This is a genomic window from Micromonospora sp. NPDC048905, from assembly GCF_040649655.1.
In the GTDB taxonomy this organism is placed as follows: Bacteria; Actinomycetota; Actinomycetes; order Mycobacteriales; family Micromonosporaceae; genus Micromonospora.
Map to the genome: position 1 here is coordinate 91,458 of NZ_JBEZFV010000005.1, position 17,928 is coordinate 109,385.

Below are 17,928 nucleotides of genomic sequence, written 5' to 3' on the forward strand. Positions count from 1 at the left end.
CGATCCCACCACAGCCGCCGACGCTTCGACACCGCCCGGAGAAGGAGCCCGACGGCACCGACATGCGCCGAAAGGGGTACGCGCGGCAGTGCTCGACAGCGCGAGAATGATCAACATGACTGATCGGGAGAACCTGGCCGCCCTGGCCCGCGAGATCGACGCGACCTGCCGACTGACCGGCACGTTCGTGCTCCGCTCCGGGCGGACCGCCGACGAGTACTTCGACAAGTACCGCTTCGAGGCCGATCCCCGCCTGCTGGACCGGGTGGCCGCCCACCTCGCGCACCTGGTCCCGACGGGCACCGAGGTGCTGGCCGGGTTGGAGATGGGCGGGATCCCGGTGGTGACCGCGCTCGGCCGGCACACCGGGCTGCCCTGCGCGTTCGTCCGCAAGAGCGCCAAGCCGTACGGGACGGCCCGGCTGGCCGAGGGGGCGGACCTGGCCGGGCGGCAGGTGCTGGTGGTCGAGGACGTCGTCACCTCCGGCGGACAGGTGGTCATCTCCACCGGCCAACTCCGCGAACTGGGTGCCCGGGTGGAGCACGCCCTCTGCGTCATCGACCGCGCCGAGGGCGGGGCCGAGGCGCTCGCCGGTCACGGCGTGGCATTGCGGGCGCTCCTGCGCCGGGCGGATCTGGAGGCGCACCGCGCCCGCTGAGCGCCCGCCCGACCGGGTTGCGGGCCGCCGCGTGAACGGCACGAAAAGAAGCTGTGAACTGCGCGACCAGGTTCCGCGCTCGCCGTCGTCTGCGTGAGCTGGCCGGTGCCGACCCCGGGTACGCGGCGCGCGGCCCGTCGGTCCCGGCCAGTACGGTGACAGGGGCACGTCGGGGAAGTACCCGCGGGTGAGGCGAGCGTGAGGAGACCGGGAATGGCGCACGGGGAGGCCGAGCACGGCTGCGCCCAGGGCGAGCCCTGCCGGCCGGGGCACCACGACCCGCAGGCGAGTGGCAAGCACCGTCGGCCGACCGCCGGCGCGCCGTCGCACCCGGTCGAGCCGTGGGCCGACGACGAGACCACCCTCCCGCGTCAGCGCTCCGCCGAGCCGCCCGCCCGGAGCGAGCCCGACGCGGACGTCCCCGCTGGTTGCCTCAGCGACCTTGCCGGCTGGGCCGGGGCCCATCGGCACGGTCCGGTCCGGCCGCGCCGACGCGCCACCCGCCGGGAGCGGCCACCGCGCCGCTGGTGCTGAGCCCCCGGCGCCTCGGCGACGGCGGCCCGGAGCTAACGGGTACGACGGCGGATCAGCAGGGCGATCCCGGCGAGGCCGACCGTGATCGTCAGCATCACTCCGACGTTGAGCAGTAGCAGGCGCTGCAGATCGCCGAGCGCGTCGTCGAGGTCCTTCGCCGGGTCGAGCGTGTCCTCCGGGAGCACCCGCTCGCCACCGCCCGCGCCGCCACTGACCGTGTCGAACTGCCGCTCCAGCGGCACACCGGCGGTGCGCAGGGTCTCGGACATGCTGAGCCGACCCAGGAACCAGCCAGCACTGATCTTGCGGGCGTCCGGCTGCTTCGCCGGTCGGTAGACCCGCGGGCCGCCGACCGCCTTGGGATAGAGGTCGTACGTCTGCTGCGCCGTCTCACCGGCGAACACCACGACCGTGTACTTCGGACCGAGGTCGGCCGGCTTCGGCCCGGTCCGCATGCCGGTCTGCCCGAGGAAGTTGACCTGGTCGATGACCGCGCCGACGTGTGCGGGCTGCGTGTCCGCGCGCAGGCGCAGCGGCGCGTCGAGGCCCACACCGGTGATGTCCACCCCGGCTGGTGCCGGGTTCGGCGCCGCCGAGGCCGGACCGGCGGTGCCGAACGACAGCAGCGCCGTCGCCAGCGCGCCCACCACCACGGTGGCCAACCGCCTCATGTGTCGGACCATCCCGCCTCCTCGCCCCGTTCGATGGATGGCTTCGGTGTGACGCCTGGAGCGGTCTGCCGATGCGACGCCGACCAGGAGGGTCGGTCCTACACCTACAGACTCCGCAAAACGTCGATGAGTTGCAGCCTGTGGAACAGTAATTGGAACTATCTGCGATCTCTGCTCGACTAATGAGGAGCCGTTTGATCAGCGGGCGGATCGTACCCTTACGGAGGGGTTCATGGGGGGCAGGGTTACACGTATGGCACGGGTCGTGCCAGTGGTGCTCGGCGTGGCGTTCGGTGTGTCGTTTCTGGTGCCGGCCACTCCGGCCGCCGCGCACAACTCGCTGACCGGCAGCGATCCGCGCGACGGTGCCCGAGTGGCGACGGCGCCCGCCCGGATCGAGCTGCGGTTCCTCGCCACGCCCGCACCGGCTACGACGAAGATCACAATAACGGGACCGGACAATGTGGTCGCTGGCGGCCCGCCCGTCTTCGCTGGCAAGCGGGTGCGAGTGCCGTTCACGCCGGCGGCCGCGGGGCTCTACGTCGTCGGCTACCAGCTCGCGTCCAGCGACGGGCACCCGGTGAAGGGCGAGGTGCGGTTCACCCTCACGACCGGGACCGCCGCCAGCCCGGCCGTCCTGCCGTCGGCTGACGGTGGCGCCAGCCCGGCCGGTTCGCCCTCGGCCGTCGGCACACCCTCCGTCGGTCCCGCGTCGGAGACGCCTGGCAGCTTGACGGCCCCTGCGCTGCCGGCGGCGTCGGAGCAGTCCGACTCCGGCGGTCGCTGGTGGATCTGGGCGCTCGGCGGCCTGCTGCTGCTCGCCGCACTCGCAGCCGGCCTCTTGTTCCGCCGCCGGCAACGAGTTCGGTGACCCTCTGCTACTCACCGCTCCCGGTGGGCCAGGTGAGCACTCGGCTTTGACCAGAGCCGTGTGAGTTCTGAGCGCAGATCGTGCCCCTGCTGGTGGTCGGGAGACAGAACCGCTGATGGGATGTCGCGCTATCGGGAACGACGCTCGGTCTCCGGCGGCAAGAGTGACACCGCCGACGCCCACACGCTGGCCGACATGGTCCGCGCCGACCGGCACCAGCTGCGCCCGGTGGCCGGCGACAGCGACCCGCCACGGTCCGCCGCTTGACGGCCCAGCCGTAGCTTCCAGCAAGAGACCAACGATTTCCGTTGGCCAGGCCCGCGACTCCTCACCGTACGGACCGGTCGACGGGGTCAGGGCAGAGGCTACCCGCGCGCCTGCCGCAGCAACCGAAGTTGGCCGACCTCGGCGGCATTCTTCATCAGCTCGGCGTTCACCCAAGCGATCATGTGGGCGACGGTGTGCACGGGATCGTCCTGCCACGGAAACGGCGCGGTACCGTCGAGGTCGGCGTCGCTGAGCTGGTCGAACACCGCCAACCATTCGGTACGGAGGTCACACAGCCACGCCACCGTCTTGTCGCCGTCACCGGGCCAGCTGATCTCGGTACGCTCCCGTGGCGTGCGCCCCTGGGCATGGTCGATAGCGACCGTCCACCACCAGCCGATATGCCAGGTGATCCACCCGACCGTCGGGACGGGAATCGGGTCAGGTTCGGCATCCGCCCAGTCCGGCGCCCACCCGCCGTCGGCATCCGGGCGTACCGTCCAGCAATGCGTAGCGGGCTCCCAGAGGAAGTCCGCCGGCTCCAGGCGTTCCAGGTGGTACTCGAACAGCGACCAGGTCAGGTCGAACTGCCAACGCAGCAAGTCACGACGGGATACAGGCACCAGGCGACCTTGCCACACCCGCATGTTCCGGGTCGAACGGGATTCTTGCCCCGATCGGCAACCCCAGGGACCATCACGGCGGCCGGCACGGGTTGCCGCCTCCCTCAACTGGCCCCTCAACGTTGATCTTTTCGCTGGAAGCTGCGGCGGGCCTTGACAGCCAACGCACATGGGATGCCTTTGCTCTGCACCCGCGGATGCGACGGCTACGGTCTGTGACCGGCGCCTATCGGGGTGCAGAGCAAAGGCGGGGCGGTGCGGAGTTGCGCCGGTGACGCGTTCTTGACGCGTCGCCGAGCGACAGTCAGACCAGTCGGAGTCGGGCGGCGCGCATCCGGGTCAGGGTGCGCTCGCGACCGAGCACCTCCAGCGACTCGAACAGCGGCAGGCCCACGGTGCGGCCGGTGACCGCGACGCGTACCGGTGCCTGGGTCTTGCCGAGCTTGAGGCCACGCTCGGCGCCGACCGCCTCCAGCGTCGACTTCAGGGCCTCGGCGTCCCACGGCTCCAGCGCCTCGAACGCCGCGATGGCGGCGTCCAGCAGTTCGGCCGAGCCGTCCTTCATCGTCTTGGCCCAGGCGGCCTCGTCGATCAGCGGGGAGGCGAGGAACAGGAAGTCGACGTTCGGCACGATCTCGCTGAGTAGCGCGAGCCGGGTCTGGGCCAGCGGGGCGACGGCGGCGAACGCGTCGGCGTCGAACTCCTCGGGCTGCCACGGCGGCGGCGCGATGGTCCCGGTGCCGGTCAGCCACGGCTGGCAGGCGTCGATGAAGTCGGGCACGGGCAGCGCGCGAATGTACTCGCCGTTGAACGCGCGCAGCTTCTTCTCGTCGAAGAACGCGGGGGAGGGGTTGACCTCCTCCAACCGGAACTCGTCCTCGATGACCGACCAGGGGACGATCTCCCGGTCGCCGGACGGTGCCCAGCCGAGCAGCATCAGGTAGTTGCGCATCGCGCCGGCGAGGTAGCCCTCGTCGCGGTACGCCTCCAGGGCGACCTTGTCCCGGCGCTTGGAGAGCTTCTGCCGCTTCTCGTTGACCACCACCGGCACGTGCGCCCAGATCGGCGGCTTGACCCCGAGGGCGTCCCAGAGCAACTGCTGCTTGGGCGTGTTGGGCAGGTGCTCCTCGGCCCGGATCACGTGGGTGATCCCCATGGTCATGTCGTCGACGACGTTGGCCAGCAGGAAGACCGGCGAGCCGTCGCCGCGGGCGATGACGAAGTCCTCGATGAGCTTGTTCTCGAAGGTGGGCTCACCGCGGATCAGGTCGACCACCACTGTCGTGCCCTCGTCGGGCGTCCGGAAGCGCAGTGCGTGCCCCGGACCCGGGCCGAGGCCACGGTCGCGGTGGTAGCCGTCGTAGCCCTGGTACTGGGAGCCGGTGCGGGCCTGCACGTCCTCGCGGGTGCAGTCGCAGTAGTAGGCGCGGCCCGAGTCGTAGAGACGAGCGGCGGCGGCCCGGTGCTCGCCGGCGTTCTCCGACTGGAAGTACGGACCCTCGTAGCTGCCCCGGGAGATGCCGATCCAGTCCAGCGCGGAGAGGATGCCCTCGGTCCACTCGGGCTTGTTGCGCGCCGCGTCGGTGTCCTCGACGCGCAGCACGAACACCCCGCCCTGCTGCTTGGCGTAGATCCAGTTCTGCAGCGCCGAGCGGGCACCGCCGACGTGGAACATACCGGTCGGGGAGGGGGCGAAGCGCACACGTACCGTCACGTCCCCCAGCCTACGGCGGCCCGCGACCGCATTCCGCCAGGGGCCTCGACTCACGGCACCGAGCGGATCTTCACCACCAGGGCGCTGCCGACCAGGGTGACCACGGCGGTGACCGCGTAGAGCGTGGGGTAACCGCCCAGGTACACCACGAGCGGGGCGGACAGGGCTGGGCCGAGCACCTGCGGCGCCGAGTTCGCGATGTTGATGACGCCCAGGTCCTTGGCCCGGTCGGTGGCCCGGGGCAGCACCTGGGTGATCAACGCGGCGTCCACCGCGAGGTAGACGCCGTAGCCGGCGCCGAGCAGCAGCGCGGCGACGATCGCCATCGGCCAGACCGGCGCGACCGCGAGCAGCAGCGCCGCCACCGCCATGATCAGCCCGGACACGATGACGTAGATCTTGCGGCGCCCGGAGCGGTCCGAGAGCCGGCCGGCGACCACCGCGGTCAGCATCATGCCGAGCGTGTAGAGCAGGATCAGCACCAGCAGCCCACCCTCGGGGTCGGGGTGGCGCACCCCGTCGGTGAGGAAGTACAGCAGGTAGAGGGTGCCCAACGCGTTGCCGAGCTGGACCAGGAACCGGGTGATCCAGGCCCAGGCGAAGTCCGGGTGTCGACGCGGGCTGATCCACATCGAGGCCAGCAGCGCCCGCGTGCGCACCACGGGCCGATGCGCACGCGGCAGCGGTTCGTCGGGAGTGAACAGCGCGAACGGCAGCGACAGCACCAGAATGGCCACCGCGATGGCCAGGTAGCCGGCCGCGTTGCCGGTGACCACGGCCGTGACCAGCACCGCGCCGAGTACCAGCCCGAGCGCCTGCGGGATGCCCACCCAACCCGAGACGCCGCCGCGTTGCGTGACCGGCACCCGATCCGGGATGGCCGCGCTGAGGCTGGCCAGCATCGCGTTGAAGCAGACCTGCGCCGCCACCCAGCCGAGGGCCACCCCGAGGATGGTCCGCTGCTGGGCCAGCAGCACCAGGGCCACCGCGCCGAGCAGCGCCCCGCCCGCGGTCCAGACGTGCCGGCGGCCGAACTCCCGGCCGGCGATCCGCAGGCAGGTCCGGTCGGAGTACGCCCCCGCGAGGGGGTTGGCGAGCACCGCGGCCAGGGCGCCGAGGCCGGTGACCACCGCCAGCATGTTCTCCTTGTCGCCGGGCGCGATCTGCTCGATCTGTTGCGGCAGCAGCACCTGGATGGGCGTGAAGAACGCCATCCACACCCCGAGGTTGGCCGCGAAGATCAGACCGATCCAGCCGCGCCGGACCGGCACGGTCGGCTCGGCGAGCGCGGCCGGCAGCGACGCCGGCGTCGGGTCGAGGGTGGTCACCGCGCCGACCCGTCCCGGGAGGCCGCGATCACGTCCCGCAACCAGGTGTACGACGACTTCGGCGTACGCGTCTGGGTGGCGTAGTCGACGTGCACCAGACCGAAGCGCTTGGTGAACCCCTCGGCCCACTCCCAGTTGTCCAGCAGCGACCAGACGAAGTACCCGCGGACGTCCACGCCGTCGTCGATGGCGGCCCGGACCGCCCGCAGGTGCCCGTCCAGGTACGCGATCCGCTCCGGATCGGCCACCTGCCCGTCGGCGTCGGGCGCGTCGTCGTACGCGCAGCCGCCCTCGGTGATCTCGATGGGCGGCAGGTCGTCGCCGTAGGTGTCGCGGAGCCAGCCGAGCAGCTCGCGCAGGCCGTCGGGGGCCACCGGCCAGTCGAAGGCGGTCCGTGGATAGCCGTCCAGCGGCACCAGGTCGAACGGCAGCGGCGAACCCTCCTCGGCGGCCCGTACGCCGGTGGGGTTGTAGTAGTTGACCCCGAGCACGTCGATCGGCGCGGCGATGGTGTCCAGGTCGCCGGGGCGCACGACGCTCGGGTCGAGGCCGGGCAGCTCCGGGTAGCCGCGGCCGAGCAGCGGGTCGGTGAAGAGCCGGTTGTGCAGCGCCTCGTACGCCGCCCCGGCGGCCCGGTCGGCGTCGCGGTCGCCGAGCACCCGCACCGGCGAGTAGTTGTTGGCGATCGCCACCGGGCTGCTGGTGTGGGTGCGCAGCGCGGCGACCGCGAGCCCGTGCCCGAGCAGTTGGTGGTGGGCGGTCGGAAAGGCGTCGAAGAGCAGCGCCCGGCCGGGGGCGTGCTCGCCCATGCCGTACCCGAGGCTCATGTGGATGAACGGCTCGTTCAGGGTGATCCAGAGCCGGACCCGGTCGCCGAGTCGGGCGGCGGTCAGGTCGGCGTACTCGGCGAACCGGGCGGCGGTGTCGCGGTGCAGCCAGCCGCCGGCCTCTTCGAGTGGCTGCGGCAGGTCCCAGTGGTAGAGGGTCGCCACCGGGTCGACGCCGGCGGCCAGCAACTCGTCCACCAGTCGGTCGTAGAAGTCCAGGCCGGCCGGGTTGGTCGGGCCGGTGCCGGTGGGCCGCACCCGGGGCCAGGCGATGGAGAACCGGTACGCGCCGACGCCCAGGCCGGACATCAGCGCGACGTCCTCGGCGTACCGGTGGTAGTGGTCGCAGGCGACCTCGCCGCTGCTGCCGTCGCTGATCCGTCCGGGGGAGTGGGCGAACGTGTCCCAGATGGACGCTCCGCGACCGTCGGCCGTGGCGGCGCCCTCGATCTGGTGGGCCGAGGTGGATACGCCCCAACGGAAGCCGGCGGGGAACCCCGGCATCGGTGCGGTCGACATGCGCCCTCCCGGTCAACGTGAAACGTGCTCGGGACTTTAGGGCGCTCTCCATCAATGCGCCATAGGCCGGCTTGGCGCAATCCGCAATGGTTGATCGGCGTGTCTTTTTCCGAACCCGTCCAGGTAAGTCCGATTTAGCGCATAGAGTGCCGATATCGTGTGATGTCCTCACCGGAGGAAAGACGGAAATGATCCTCGTTGAACGCAGTGCGCACGTGGCGGCGCCAATTGAAGTGGTCTGGGATGTCGTCCAGCGGGCCGAGCAGTTGCCGGCCTGGCTGGCGGGCGTCCGCGCGGCCGAGGTGCTCTCGGGAGAGGGCTTCGGCCGGCGACAACTGGTCCAGGCCGGGCGCGGCTCGGCGCATGAGGCCGAGGTGATCGCCTACCAGGAGCCGACGCTGATCGGCTGGCGGGAACGGGCCAAGGGCGCGGGCTCTCGGGCGGAGGCGCGCACCGAGATCTACGTCCAGCTCACCACCGACGAGGAGGAGGGCGGGACCATCGTGCGGCTCATCGTGGTCCGCTGGCCGGCCGGCCCGGTCAAGGCCGCCCTGCTGCGCCTCGGACTGCGTCGGGTCGGCGCCGACCTGGAGGACTCGCTGGCCCGGCTCACCGACCTGGCCGCCGTCGGCTGACGAGCGCCCATCCTCCCGGCGTCACCCGCGACGGCGGTGGTCCGGATCCCCGCCAGGGACCCCGGACCGCCGCCGCTTCCGGCTCCCGACCCCGCCGGCCCGCGGTCGCGCCCACCCCTGCTCGGGTCGATCATGGAGTCGTGGTGCCCGGTGCGAGGTGTCTTGACTGCTTCGTCCCCCACCACAACTCCATGATCGACCCGAGCGGGGGGTGTGGGTTGTGATCGAACAGAAGGGCCCGGCGCGCAAGCGCCGGGCCCTTCTCGATGGTGCTGGATCAGCTGTCGCCGCCGGTCTCGCCGACCGGGGCGGCGTTGACGTCGTCGATCGCGTACTTCTTGGCGGCCTCGGCCGGCACGCTGGCCGCCACCGCACCGCTGCGGGCAAGCTGCCGCAGCGTGGCCACCACGATGGACTCCGCGTCGACGTGGAAGTGCCGGCGCAGCGCGTGCCGGGTGTCCGACATGCCGAAGCCGTCGGTGCCGAGCGACGTGTAGTCGCCGGGCACCCAGCGGGCGATCAGGTCCGGCACCGCCCGCATCCAGTCGCTGACCGCGACCTTCGGCCCGTCCGCGTCGGCGAGCTTCCGCGCGATGTACGGCACCTTCGCCTCGGCGCCCGGGTTGAGGAGGTTGTACTCCTCGGTCTCCACCGCGTCGCGACGCAGCTCCGTCCAGGAGGTCACCGACCAGACGTCGGCGGCCACCCCCCAGTCCTGGGCGAGCAACTGCTGGGCCTTGAGCGCCCACTGCATGCCGGTGCCGGAGGCGAGCACGTTGGCCTTCGGGCCGTCGACCTCCGGCGCCGGGGAGTAGCGGTAGATGCCCTTGAGCAGGCCCTCCACGTCCACCCCGGCCGGCTCGGCCGGCTGCAAAATCGGCTCGTTGTAGACCGTCAGGTAGTAGAAGACGTTCTCCTGCGCGTCCCCGTACATCCGGTGCAGGCCGTGCTCCATGATGTGCGCGATCTCGAACGAGAACGCCGGGTCGTACGCGACCACGGCCGGGTTGGTGGCCGCGATCAGCATCGAGTGGCCGTCCTCGTGCTGGAGGCCCTCACCGTTGAGCGTGGTCCGACCGGCGGTGGCGCCGAGCAGGAAGCCTCGCGCCATCTGGTCGGCTGCCGCCCAGAGCCCGTCGGCGGTCCGCTGGAACCCGAACATCGAGTAGAAGATGTACATCGGGATCATCGGCTCGTCGTGCGTGGCGTACGCCGAACCCGCGGCGGTGAACGAGGCGACCGAGCCGGCCTCGTTGATCCCCTCGTGCAGGATCTGCCCGGTGGTCGACTCCTTGTACGACAGGAACAGCTCCCGGTCGACCGAGGTGTAGCGCTGGCCGTGCGGCGAGTAGATCTTCGCGGTGGGGAAGATCGAGTCGAGACCGAAGGTACGGGCCTCGTCCGGGATGATCGGCACCCAGCGCTTGCCGAACTCCTTGTCCTTCATGATGTCCTTGAGCAGGCGGACGAAGGCCATCGTCGTGGCCACCTTCTGCTTGCCCGAGCCGCGCTTGACGTCGGCGAACCGCTCCGGACCGGGGATGGTCAGCCGCTTGGTGCTGGTCCGCCGGGACGGCAGGTAGCCGCCGAGCTGCTCGCGCCGCTCCTTCAGGTACTGGATCTCCTCGGACTTCTCACCCGGGTTGTAGTACGGCGGAAGGTAGGGGTTGTCCTCCAGCGCCTTGTCCGGGATGTCCAGGTAGAGCCGGTCGCGGAAGGTCTTCAGGTCCTCCAGCGTCAGCTTCTTCATCTGGTGGGTCGCGTTGCGGCCCTCGAAGTGCGAGCCGAGCGTCCAGCCCTTGATCGTCTTCGCCAGGATGACGGTGGGCTGACCGGTGTGCTCGGTGGCCGCCTTGTAGGCCGCGTAGAGCTTGCGGTAGTCGTGCCCACCCCGCTTGAGGTTCCAGATCTCGTCGTCGCTGAGCGGGTCGACCATCTTGCGGGTCCGCGCGTCGCGGCCGAAGAAGTGCTCCCGCACGTACGCGCCCGACTCCGCCTTGTAGGTCTGGTAGTCGCCGTCGGTCGTGGTGTTCATGAGGTTGACGAGCGCGCCGTCGGTGTCCGCGGCGAGCAGCGGGTCCCACTCCCGGCCCCAGACGACCTTGATGACGTTCCAGCCGGCACCCCGGAAGAACGACTCCAGCTCCTGCATGACCTTGCCGTTGCCCCGGACCGGGCCGTCCAGCCGCTGGAGGTTGCAGTTGATCACGAAGGTGAGGTTGTCCAGCTCCTCGCGGGCGGCCACGCCGATGGCGCCCAGCGTCTCCGGCTCGTCCATCTCGCCGTCGCCGAGGAACGCCCAGACGTGCTGCTGCGAGGTGTCCTTGATGCCGCGGTGCTGCAGGTAGCGGTTGAACCGGGCCTGGTAGATCGCGTTCAGACCGCCGAGACCCATCGAGACGGTGGGGAACTCCCAGAAGTCCGGCATCAGCCGCGGGTGCGGGTACGACGGCAGCCCACCGCCGGGGTGCGACAACTCCTGGCGGAACCCGTCGAGCTGGTGCTCGCTGAGCCGCCCCTCCAGGAACGCCCGCGCGTACATGCCGGGGGAGGCATGGCCCTGGTAGAAGATGTGGTCGCCGCCGCCCGGGTGGTTCTTGCCCCGGAAGAAGTGGTTGAAGCCCACCTCGTAGAGCGACGCCGAGCTGGCGAAGGTCGAGATGTGCCCGCCGACGCCGATCTCCGGGCGCTGCGCCCGGTGCACCAGCATCGCGGCGTTCCACCGGACGTACGCCCGGATCCGCCGCTCGACGTGCTCGTCACCCGGGAACCACGGTTCGCGTTCCGACGGGATGGTGTTGATGTAGTCGGTGGTGGTCAGGGGCGGAACCCCGACCTGGCGCTCACGGGCCCGCTCCAGCAAGCGCAGCATGACGTAGCGGGCGCGCTTGGCACCGCGTTCGTCGATGACACCGTCAAGCGACTCGACCCATTCGCTTGTCTCTTCAGGGTCGATGTCCGGAAGCTGGCTCGGTAGGCCGTCGCTGATCACCGGGCGCTTGCGTTCCGTAGCCACAGGCGTTCCCTCGGTTGTGTGTGGGATAGGTCTCTAGCGCCATCCTGCCCTCTCGTGGCACCCCTCGTCACGCCTAGGTCCCCCGGACGCGATGCTGAACACAGGTACCCGCCGGTAACTTAGCGCTACGAAGTGCCCTCGACCCCTTGTCTGGGCCTTTTATCGTGACGCCATGAATGGGCGACGAGTGGGTGCGGGCGGTGCGCTTCTGGCGGTCGGGAGGCGCTGAGGGCTGGTCCGACGGCGGTGGCTGGTCCGGAGGCGGTGGCGGTTCCGGTGGTGGCGGTGGCGGCGACTCGGGTGGCGGTGGCGGCGGATCCTGACTCGTGCCTGCGGCAGAATGCGACGTATGCGCAGCGACGTCATCACCGTCCAGACCGGGTCACGGCCGACCGTCCGGGACATCACCGCAGAGGCCCAGCAGTTCGTCTCCGGCGAGGACGACGGCCTGTTGCACGTCTTCGTGCCGCACGCCACCGCCGGTCTGGCGATCATCGAGACCGGGTCGGGCTCCGACGACGACCTGCTGAGCGCGCTGGACGACCTGCTGCCCACGACGGATCGTTGGCGGCACCGGCACGGATCGCCCGGCCACGGCCGCGACCACGTGCTGCCGGCGCTCGTCCCCCCGTACGCCACGCTGCCGGTGCTCGGCGGCCGGCTCGCGCTCGGCACCTGGCAGTCGATCTGTCTCGTCGACACCAACGGCGACAACCCGACCCGCCAGGTCCGCTTCTCGTTCCTCCCCGGCTGATCGCCGTCCTGGGCCTCGACCCGTGCCGCCGCTCCGTGCCGGCGCTCAGCTCAAGATCCGCGCAACATCTCCGAAACTGCTGCCTCAGCCTGTGCCGAGGCAGCAGTTTCCCCGATGTTGCGCGGATCTTGCGGCGTCGGGCGGTTAGGGGCGGACGGTTTCCTGATCGACGGTCTGCTGGCCGGGGTCCGCGGACGGCGCGGCGCTGCGAACCGCCGACGGGACCGGGTTGTCCGCCGTCTGGTGCAGGCCGGGCACGCGGTCCTCGATCACGAACGAGGCCCGGGTGTACGCGGGCGCGCCCGGTCGGCTGACGTACGGCAGCACGTCGAAGTCGGCGGTGAGCTGTCCCGGGGTGATCGTGGTGCGCACGTATCCCCGCAGGTTGTTCTGGAAGCGCAGGTGCGGGTTGAACGCGAACCACGGGTGCGAGCCGGACGTCGAGTCCGCGCCGTCACCCGTCGAGGTGATCGAGGAGCAGACCAGCTCGGTACCGACGGTGCGCGAGGTCGGATCGGCGTAGTCCAGCTTGAGGTCGCTGGCCCAGTGCGCGTGCACGTCGCCGGTCAGCACCACCGGGTTGCGTACCCCGGCAGCCAACCAACCCCGGGTGATGCGGTCCCGGGAGGCGACGTAGCCGTCCCAGGAGTCCATGCTGGTGACGGTGAGCGGACCGGAGTTGTTGTCCCGTTGAGCGAAGAAGACCTGCTGGCCCAGGATGTCCCACTGGGCGTCCGAGCGACGGAAGCCGTCCAGCAGCCACGCCTCCTGCTCGGCCCCGGTGATCGACCGGGACGGGTCGGCTGCCGCCGCGCAGTCCCGATAGCCGTCGCCGCAGGCCTGGTCGTCGCGGTACTGCCGGGTGTCGAGCAGGTGGAACGTGGCGAGCCGCCCCCAGCGCACCCGCCGGTAGAGCTGCATGTCGATGCCGCGGGGGATCGAGGTGCGCCGCAGCGGCATGTTCTCGTAGTACGCCTGGAACGCCGCCGCCCGCCGCGCGGGAAACTCCGGGTCCGGCGCCTCGGGCACCTCGTCGGCCCAGTTGTTCTCCACCTCGTGGTCGTCGAACACCACCGCCCACGGCGCCACCGCGTGCGCGGCCTGCAGGTCGGCGTCGGTCTTGTACTGGGCGTGCCGCTGCCGGTAGTTGGCCAGCGTCCGGGTCTCCGGTCCCTCGTGGTCACGCGGGTTGCCACCGGGGACGTTGTACGTGTCCGGGGCGTACTCGTACTGGTAGTCGCCCAGGTGCAGGATCAGCTCCGGCTCGGTCTCGGCCAGCCGCCGGTAGGCGGTGAAGTAACCGTGCTCGTACTGGGAGCAGGAGGCGAAGCCCATCGCCAGGGCGGCCGGCATGCTCCATGGTGCCGGGGCGGTGCGGGTACGTCCGGTCGGCGAGACGTGGCGCTCGGCCCGGAACCGGTAGAAGTACTCGCGCCCGGGCAGCAGGCCGGCCAACTCCACGTGCACGCTGTGCGCCGAGCGGGTGCGGGCGACGGCGACGCCGCGGCGCACCACATGCCGGAACCGCTCGTCGACGGCCAACTCCCAGTGGACCGGCACCGCGCGGTCCGGCATGCCGCCGAGGCCGTCCTCGGCCAGTGGCTGCGGGGCCAGGCGGGTCCACAACACGAATCCGTCGTGGTCGGGGTCGCCGGAGGCCACACCGAGGGTGAACGGGTAGGCCAGCGGCCGGGCCGCCGCCGCGCCGGCCGCCGCCGGCAGCCCGGTGACCGCGCCTGCGGCGCCGATTGCGGCGCCGGACAGCAGGATGGTACGTCGGGACAGTGACACGAATCCTCCCCAGAGTCCGATCTGCGTGACACCGGGAGCCTGGCGAGCCCCGGTGGCCGACAGATGACAGTCAGTGGCCCGGCTCGTCGCCGGCAGTCGAACACCGACGACCGCTGTCGATTCGTCCTGGGCGCACTGCGTACGATGTGGCCGTGACGCAGGAGGTGGGTTCCGCAGCAGGTGGACCGGTGGATCGGGCTGATCTCGCCGCCGACGTGCTGCGCCGGATGGCCCACGTGAGCGACGCTCTGCGTCACCGGCAGGGCTCCGCGTTCGCCGAACTGGGGCTCACGCCGGCGGCGGCCCGGGCGTTGCGCGAACTGGACCCGGACCACCCGCTGCCCGCCCGTGATCTCGCCGGTCGACTGGGCTGCGACAGGTCGAACGTGACGATGCTGGTCGACAAGCTGGAGCAGGCCGGGTTGGTCGAGCGCCGCACCGACCCCGGGGACCGTCGGCAGAAGACGTTGGTGGTGACCGAGAGGGGACGCATCGAACGGGACCGGGTGACCGAGGTGATGTCCGACTCCCGACTCCTGTCCGGGCTGACCGACCGGGAGCTGAGCACCCTTCGTGACCTGGTCCGGAAGGTGTCCTCCGGTGACCGTCTGGAGCCCTGCGGGCCGGAGTGAGTCGACACGCGCCGACCGTGTCCCACTGGGCGACCAGGGCCCTCGTCGGTAATGCTGTCCCACGTGACAACCCCGCAAGATCTCGACGACCGGTTCCGGGAGACCCTGGCGGCTCTGCCCGCCGCGGGGCGGCGGCGTGATCCCGCCGACCCGGTCAGCGACGATGCCCCACTGACCGGCGCGCAGGTGCTGGACCTGTTCGACGCGCAGGTGACCAGCCGGCAGCTCGACCTGGCCGGCCGTTGGCTGCGCAGCTTCGGGGAGGGTTTCTACACCATCGGCTCGGCCGGGCACGAGGGCAACGCCGCGGTCGCCGCCGCGCTGCGCCCCACCGATCCGGCGCTGCTGCACTACCGCTCCGGCGCCTTCTACTGCGTCCGCGCCGCGCAGGTCGCCGCCGACTCGGCATCGACCGCCGACCCGAAGCCGCCCGACGCCGAGCCGACCGACTCCGAGCCGAGCAACTCCGAGCCGACCGACTCCGAGCTGACCGACGCCCAGCCCATCGGGTCCGAGTCGCCCACCGGCGGGTTCGCGCCGTACGTGGACGCGGCCCGGGACGTGCTGCGCGGGATGGTCGCCTCCAGTCAGGAACCGGTCGCCGGCGGCCGGCACAAGGTGTTCGGCCGGGCCGATCTGGCCATCGTGCCGACCACCTCCACCATCGCCTCGCACCTGCCCCGCGCGGTCGGGATGGGGCTGGCCGTGCAGCGGCTGCGCCGGCTGGACAACGCCGGGCGACGTACCGGGGTCGGCAGTGGCGCGGTCCCAGCGGCCGCCCCGTGGCCCCCGGACGCGATCGTGGTGTGTTCCTTCGGCGACGCCTCGGTCAACCACGCCAGTGCCACCGCGGCACTCAACACCGCCGGGTGGTACGACCACGCCAAGCTGCGCATCCCGGTGCTCTTCGTCTGCGAGGACAACGGGCTGGGCATCAGCGTCCGTTCACCGGAGGGCTGGGTCGAGGCCACCCTGCGGGCCAGGCCGGGCATCCGCTACTTCAGCGCGGACGGGGCCGACCCGGTGCAGACGTACGCGGTGGCGGCGGAGGCCGCGGCCTGGGTACGCCGTACCCGGCGGCCGGCCGTGCTGCACCTGCGGACGGTACGGCTGATGGGACACGCCGGGGCGGACGCGGAGTCGGCGTACCGGAGCGCGGCCGAACTGGCCGAGGACCTGGACCGGGACCCGGTGGTCGCCACCGCGCGGCTGCTCGTCGACGCCGGCGTGGCCACCGGCGAGGAGTTGCTGGCCCGGTACGACGAGACCGGCTGGCAGGTACGGCGGCTGGCCGAGGAGGTGCTGGGCGAGCCGAAGTTGGCCTCCGCGGCCGACGTGGTGTCGGCGCTGGCGCCCCGCCGTCCGGTGCGGGTGGCGCGGGCGGTGGGCGACGCCGCGGCGCGGGCCAGCGGACCGGGCGCCGGTGCCCGGGCCGAGGCGTTCGGGGGCAAGCCGCCGGAGCTGGCCGGGCCGATGACCCTGGCGCAGAGCATCAACGCGGCACTCGCCGACGGGATGCTCGACCACCCGCAGATGGCAATCTTCGGCGAGGACGTGGCGGCCAAGGGCGGCGTGTACGGGGTGACGAAGGGGCTGCGTGACCGTTTCGGGGCGGCCCGGGTCTTCGACACGTTGCTCGACGAGACGTCGGTCCTCGGGTTGGGCCTCGGCGCCGGGTTGGCCGGGATGCTGCCGGTGCCGGAGATCCAGTACCTGGCGTACCTGCACAACGCGGAGGACCAACTGCGCGGCGAGGCGGCCACCATGCAGTTCTTCTCGCGGGGTGCGTTCCGCAACCCGATGGTGGTCCGGGTGGCCGGGCTGGCGTACCAGGAGGGGTTCGGCGGGCACTTCCACAACGACAACTCGGTGGCCGTACTCCGGGATGTGCCCGGTCTGGTGGTCGCGGTGCCGGCGCGGCCGGACGACGCGGCACCGATGCTACGGACCTGCCTGGCCAGCGCGGCGGTGGATGGCAGCGTCTGCGTGTTCGTGGAGCCGATAGCGCTCTACCACACGCGCGACCTGTACGCCGAGGGCGACGGGGAGTGGCTGGCCGGCTATCCGGAGCCGGGCGCGTGGGTGTCCGGGCACGTGCCGATCGGTCGGGCCCGGGTCTACCGGGTCGGCTCGGCCGACGACCTGACCATCATCACCTTCGGTAACGGGGTGCGGATGTCGCTGCGGGCCGCGGCGGTCCTCGCCGAGGAGGGGGTGGGCACCCGGGTGGTGGATCTGCGCTGGCTGGCGCCGCTGCCGGTGGCCGACATCATCCGGGAGTCGTCGGCGACCGGCCGGGTGCTGGTGGTGGACGAGACGCGCCGATCCGGCGGGGTGGGCGAGGGGGTCATCGCCGCCCTGGTCGACGCCGGATATGTCGGTGCCGCACGTCGGGTGGCCGGAGTTGACTCGTTTGTACCATTAGGTCCGGCAGCGCGTCACGTACTGGTCTCCGCGGAAGCCATTACCGACGGTGCCCGTACGCTGCTGGCACGGTAAATTCCGTTCCACCCGGTGCGCCACTTGCGCGCGGACCAACAACTGTGTGGACTTTGCCTGACGGCCGTCGCACCGACGCCGCGAGCAGGGACGAGATGAGGAGGCACGCGACAGTGAGCGCGACCGCTGGTCAGGCCGCCGACGGGGTACGCAGCCTGGCGGACCGGTTCGGTATCGAACCGGGGATGGTCGTCATGGAGATGGGGTACGACGACGACGTCGACCAGGATCTCCGAGACGCCCTGACCGACCGCTGTGGAGATCTGGTCGACGAGGACACCGACGAGGTGGTCGACGCCGTGCTGGTGTGGTACCGCGACGGCGACGGTGACCTTTTCGAACTTCTCGTCGACGCCCTCGGCCCGCTGGCCGACAACGGGGTCGTGTGGCTCCTCACCCCGAAGGCGGGGCGTGACGGGCATGTCGAGCCGAGCGAGGTCGCGGAGTCCGCGCCCACCGCCGGCCTTCAGCAGACCTCGACCGTCAACGCCGGCCGGGACTGGAGCGGCGCACGTCTCGTGCTGCGCCGAGGGGCCAAGGCCAAGAAGTAGCCCGCGCCGCTTCGCAGCCCGGCGGTCCGCACCGTCGG

Annotated in this window: 15 protein-coding genes and 1 pseudogene; 9 read left to right on the forward strand and 7 right to left on the reverse strand. The window is 71.3% G+C overall.

Translation table 11 applies throughout. From position 1 onward, the window contains the following. Window positions 1–115 precede the first annotated feature (115 nt). Window positions 116–658, forward strand: a complete 543-nt coding sequence (locus AB0C01_RS14920) for a phosphoribosyltransferase family protein (RefSeq protein ID WP_357571382.1) — start codon at window positions 116–118, stop codon at window positions 656–658. A gap of 213 nt (window positions 659–871) precedes the next feature. Further along, on the forward strand, window positions 872–1,192 hold the full coding sequence (locus AB0C01_RS14925) for a hypothetical protein (protein ID WP_357571383.1): 321 nt from the start codon (window positions 872–874) through the stop codon (window positions 1,190–1,192). A 32-nt stretch (window positions 1,193–1,224) separates the two neighbouring features. On the opposite strand, the gene AB0C01_RS14930 is transcribed toward AB0C01_RS14925, so the two are convergent. Then, window positions 1,225–1,875 (reverse strand): hypothetical protein, encoded by a 651-nt coding sequence (locus AB0C01_RS14930; RefSeq protein ID WP_357244861.1) that lies wholly within the window; start codon window positions 1,873–1,875, stop codon window positions 1,225–1,227. A 241-nt stretch (window positions 1,876–2,116) separates the two neighbouring features. Here AB0C01_RS14930 and AB0C01_RS14935 point away from each other — a divergent pair, with 241 nt between their 5' ends. Together AB0C01_RS14935 and AB0C01_RS14940 are read left to right on the forward strand one after the other, a co-directional pair. Further along, a complete protein-coding gene (locus AB0C01_RS14935; protein ID WP_357571384.1) occupies window positions 2,117–2,734 on the forward strand; it encodes a copper resistance protein CopC in 618 nt (205 codons plus the stop codon). 123 nt (window positions 2,735–2,857) lie between these two features. Next, window positions 2,858–2,977: pseudogene (locus tag AB0C01_RS14940) on the forward strand (transposase); the annotation flags it as partial. A gap of 122 nt (window positions 2,978–3,099) precedes the next feature. On the opposite strand, the gene AB0C01_RS14945 reads toward AB0C01_RS14940, so the two are convergent. The 4 genes from AB0C01_RS14945 to AB0C01_RS14960 all read right to left on the reverse strand — a co-directional run bounded on the left by AB0C01_RS14945 (window position 3,100) and on the right by AB0C01_RS14960 (window position 8,012). Beyond that, window positions 3,100–3,648, reverse strand: a complete 549-nt coding sequence (locus AB0C01_RS14945) for a DinB family protein (protein WP_357571385.1) — start codon at window positions 3,646–3,648, stop codon at window positions 3,100–3,102. Between the two features lie 280 nt (window positions 3,649–3,928). Continuing rightward, a complete protein-coding gene (gene gltX / locus AB0C01_RS14950; protein ID WP_357244864.1) occupies window positions 3,929–5,338 on the reverse strand; it encodes a glutamate--tRNA ligase in 1,410 nt (469 codons plus the stop codon). 50 nt (window positions 5,339–5,388) lie between these two features. After that, window positions 5,389–6,666, reverse strand: coding sequence for an MFS transporter (locus tag AB0C01_RS14955; RefSeq protein WP_357571386.1), 1,278 nt, complete (start codon window positions 6,664–6,666; stop codon window positions 5,389–5,391). Beyond that, window positions 6,663–8,012 (reverse strand): GH1 family beta-glucosidase, encoded by a 1,350-nt coding sequence (locus AB0C01_RS14960; RefSeq protein WP_357244868.1) that lies wholly within the window; start codon window positions 8,010–8,012, stop codon window positions 6,663–6,665. Before AB0C01_RS14960 ends, AB0C01_RS14955 begins: the two co-directional genes overlap by 4 nt. A 188-nt stretch (window positions 8,013–8,200) precedes the next feature. On the opposite strand from AB0C01_RS14960, the gene AB0C01_RS14965 reads away from it, so the two are divergent. Then, entirely contained in the window at window positions 8,201–8,647 is a 447-nt protein-coding gene (locus AB0C01_RS14965) for an SRPBCC domain-containing protein (protein ID WP_088988232.1), read from the forward strand. A 277-nt stretch (window positions 8,648–8,924) separates the two neighbouring features. On the opposite strand, the gene aceE is transcribed toward AB0C01_RS14965, so the two are convergent. Then, the gene (aceE, locus tag AB0C01_RS14970) at window positions 8,925–11,663 is read right to left on the reverse strand and encodes a pyruvate dehydrogenase (acetyl-transferring), homodimeric type (protein WP_357571387.1); all 2,739 of its coding nucleotides are present in this window, start codon (window positions 11,661–11,663) and stop codon (window positions 8,925–8,927) included. Window positions 11,664–12,012: 349 nt separating this feature from the next. Between aceE and AB0C01_RS14975 the strand changes: the two genes are divergently transcribed. Continuing rightward, on the forward strand, window positions 12,013–12,417 hold the full coding sequence (locus tag AB0C01_RS14975) for a YjbQ family protein (RefSeq protein WP_357244874.1): 405 nt from the start codon (window positions 12,013–12,015) through the stop codon (window positions 12,415–12,417). A gap of 144 nt (window positions 12,418–12,561) precedes the next feature. Here the strand turns inward: AB0C01_RS14975 and AB0C01_RS14980 are convergent, their stop codons facing one another. Beyond that, a complete protein-coding gene (locus AB0C01_RS14980) occupies window positions 12,562–14,208 on the reverse strand; it encodes an alkaline phosphatase D family protein (RefSeq protein WP_357571388.1) in 1,647 nt (548 codons plus the stop codon). Window positions 14,209–14,435: 227 nt separating this feature from the next. Between AB0C01_RS14980 and AB0C01_RS14985 the strand changes: the two genes are divergently transcribed. From AB0C01_RS14985 to AB0C01_RS14995, 3 genes are all read left to right on the forward strand, one after another. Further along, on the forward strand, window positions 14,436–14,840 hold the full coding sequence (locus tag AB0C01_RS14985; RefSeq protein WP_357245195.1) for a MarR family winged helix-turn-helix transcriptional regulator: 405 nt from the start codon (window positions 14,436–14,438) through the stop codon (window positions 14,838–14,840). A 51-nt stretch (window positions 14,841–14,891) separates the two neighbouring features. Further along, window positions 14,892–17,339, forward strand: a complete 2,448-nt coding sequence (locus AB0C01_RS14990; RefSeq protein WP_357571389.1) for a thiamine pyrophosphate-dependent enzyme — start codon at window positions 14,892–14,894, stop codon at window positions 17,337–17,339. 113 nt (window positions 17,340–17,452) lie between these two features. Continuing rightward, entirely contained in the window at window positions 17,453–17,890 is a 438-nt protein-coding gene (locus tag AB0C01_RS14995) for a DUF3052 domain-containing protein (protein ID WP_007463483.1), read from the forward strand. Window positions 17,891–17,928: the final 38 nt, after the last annotated feature.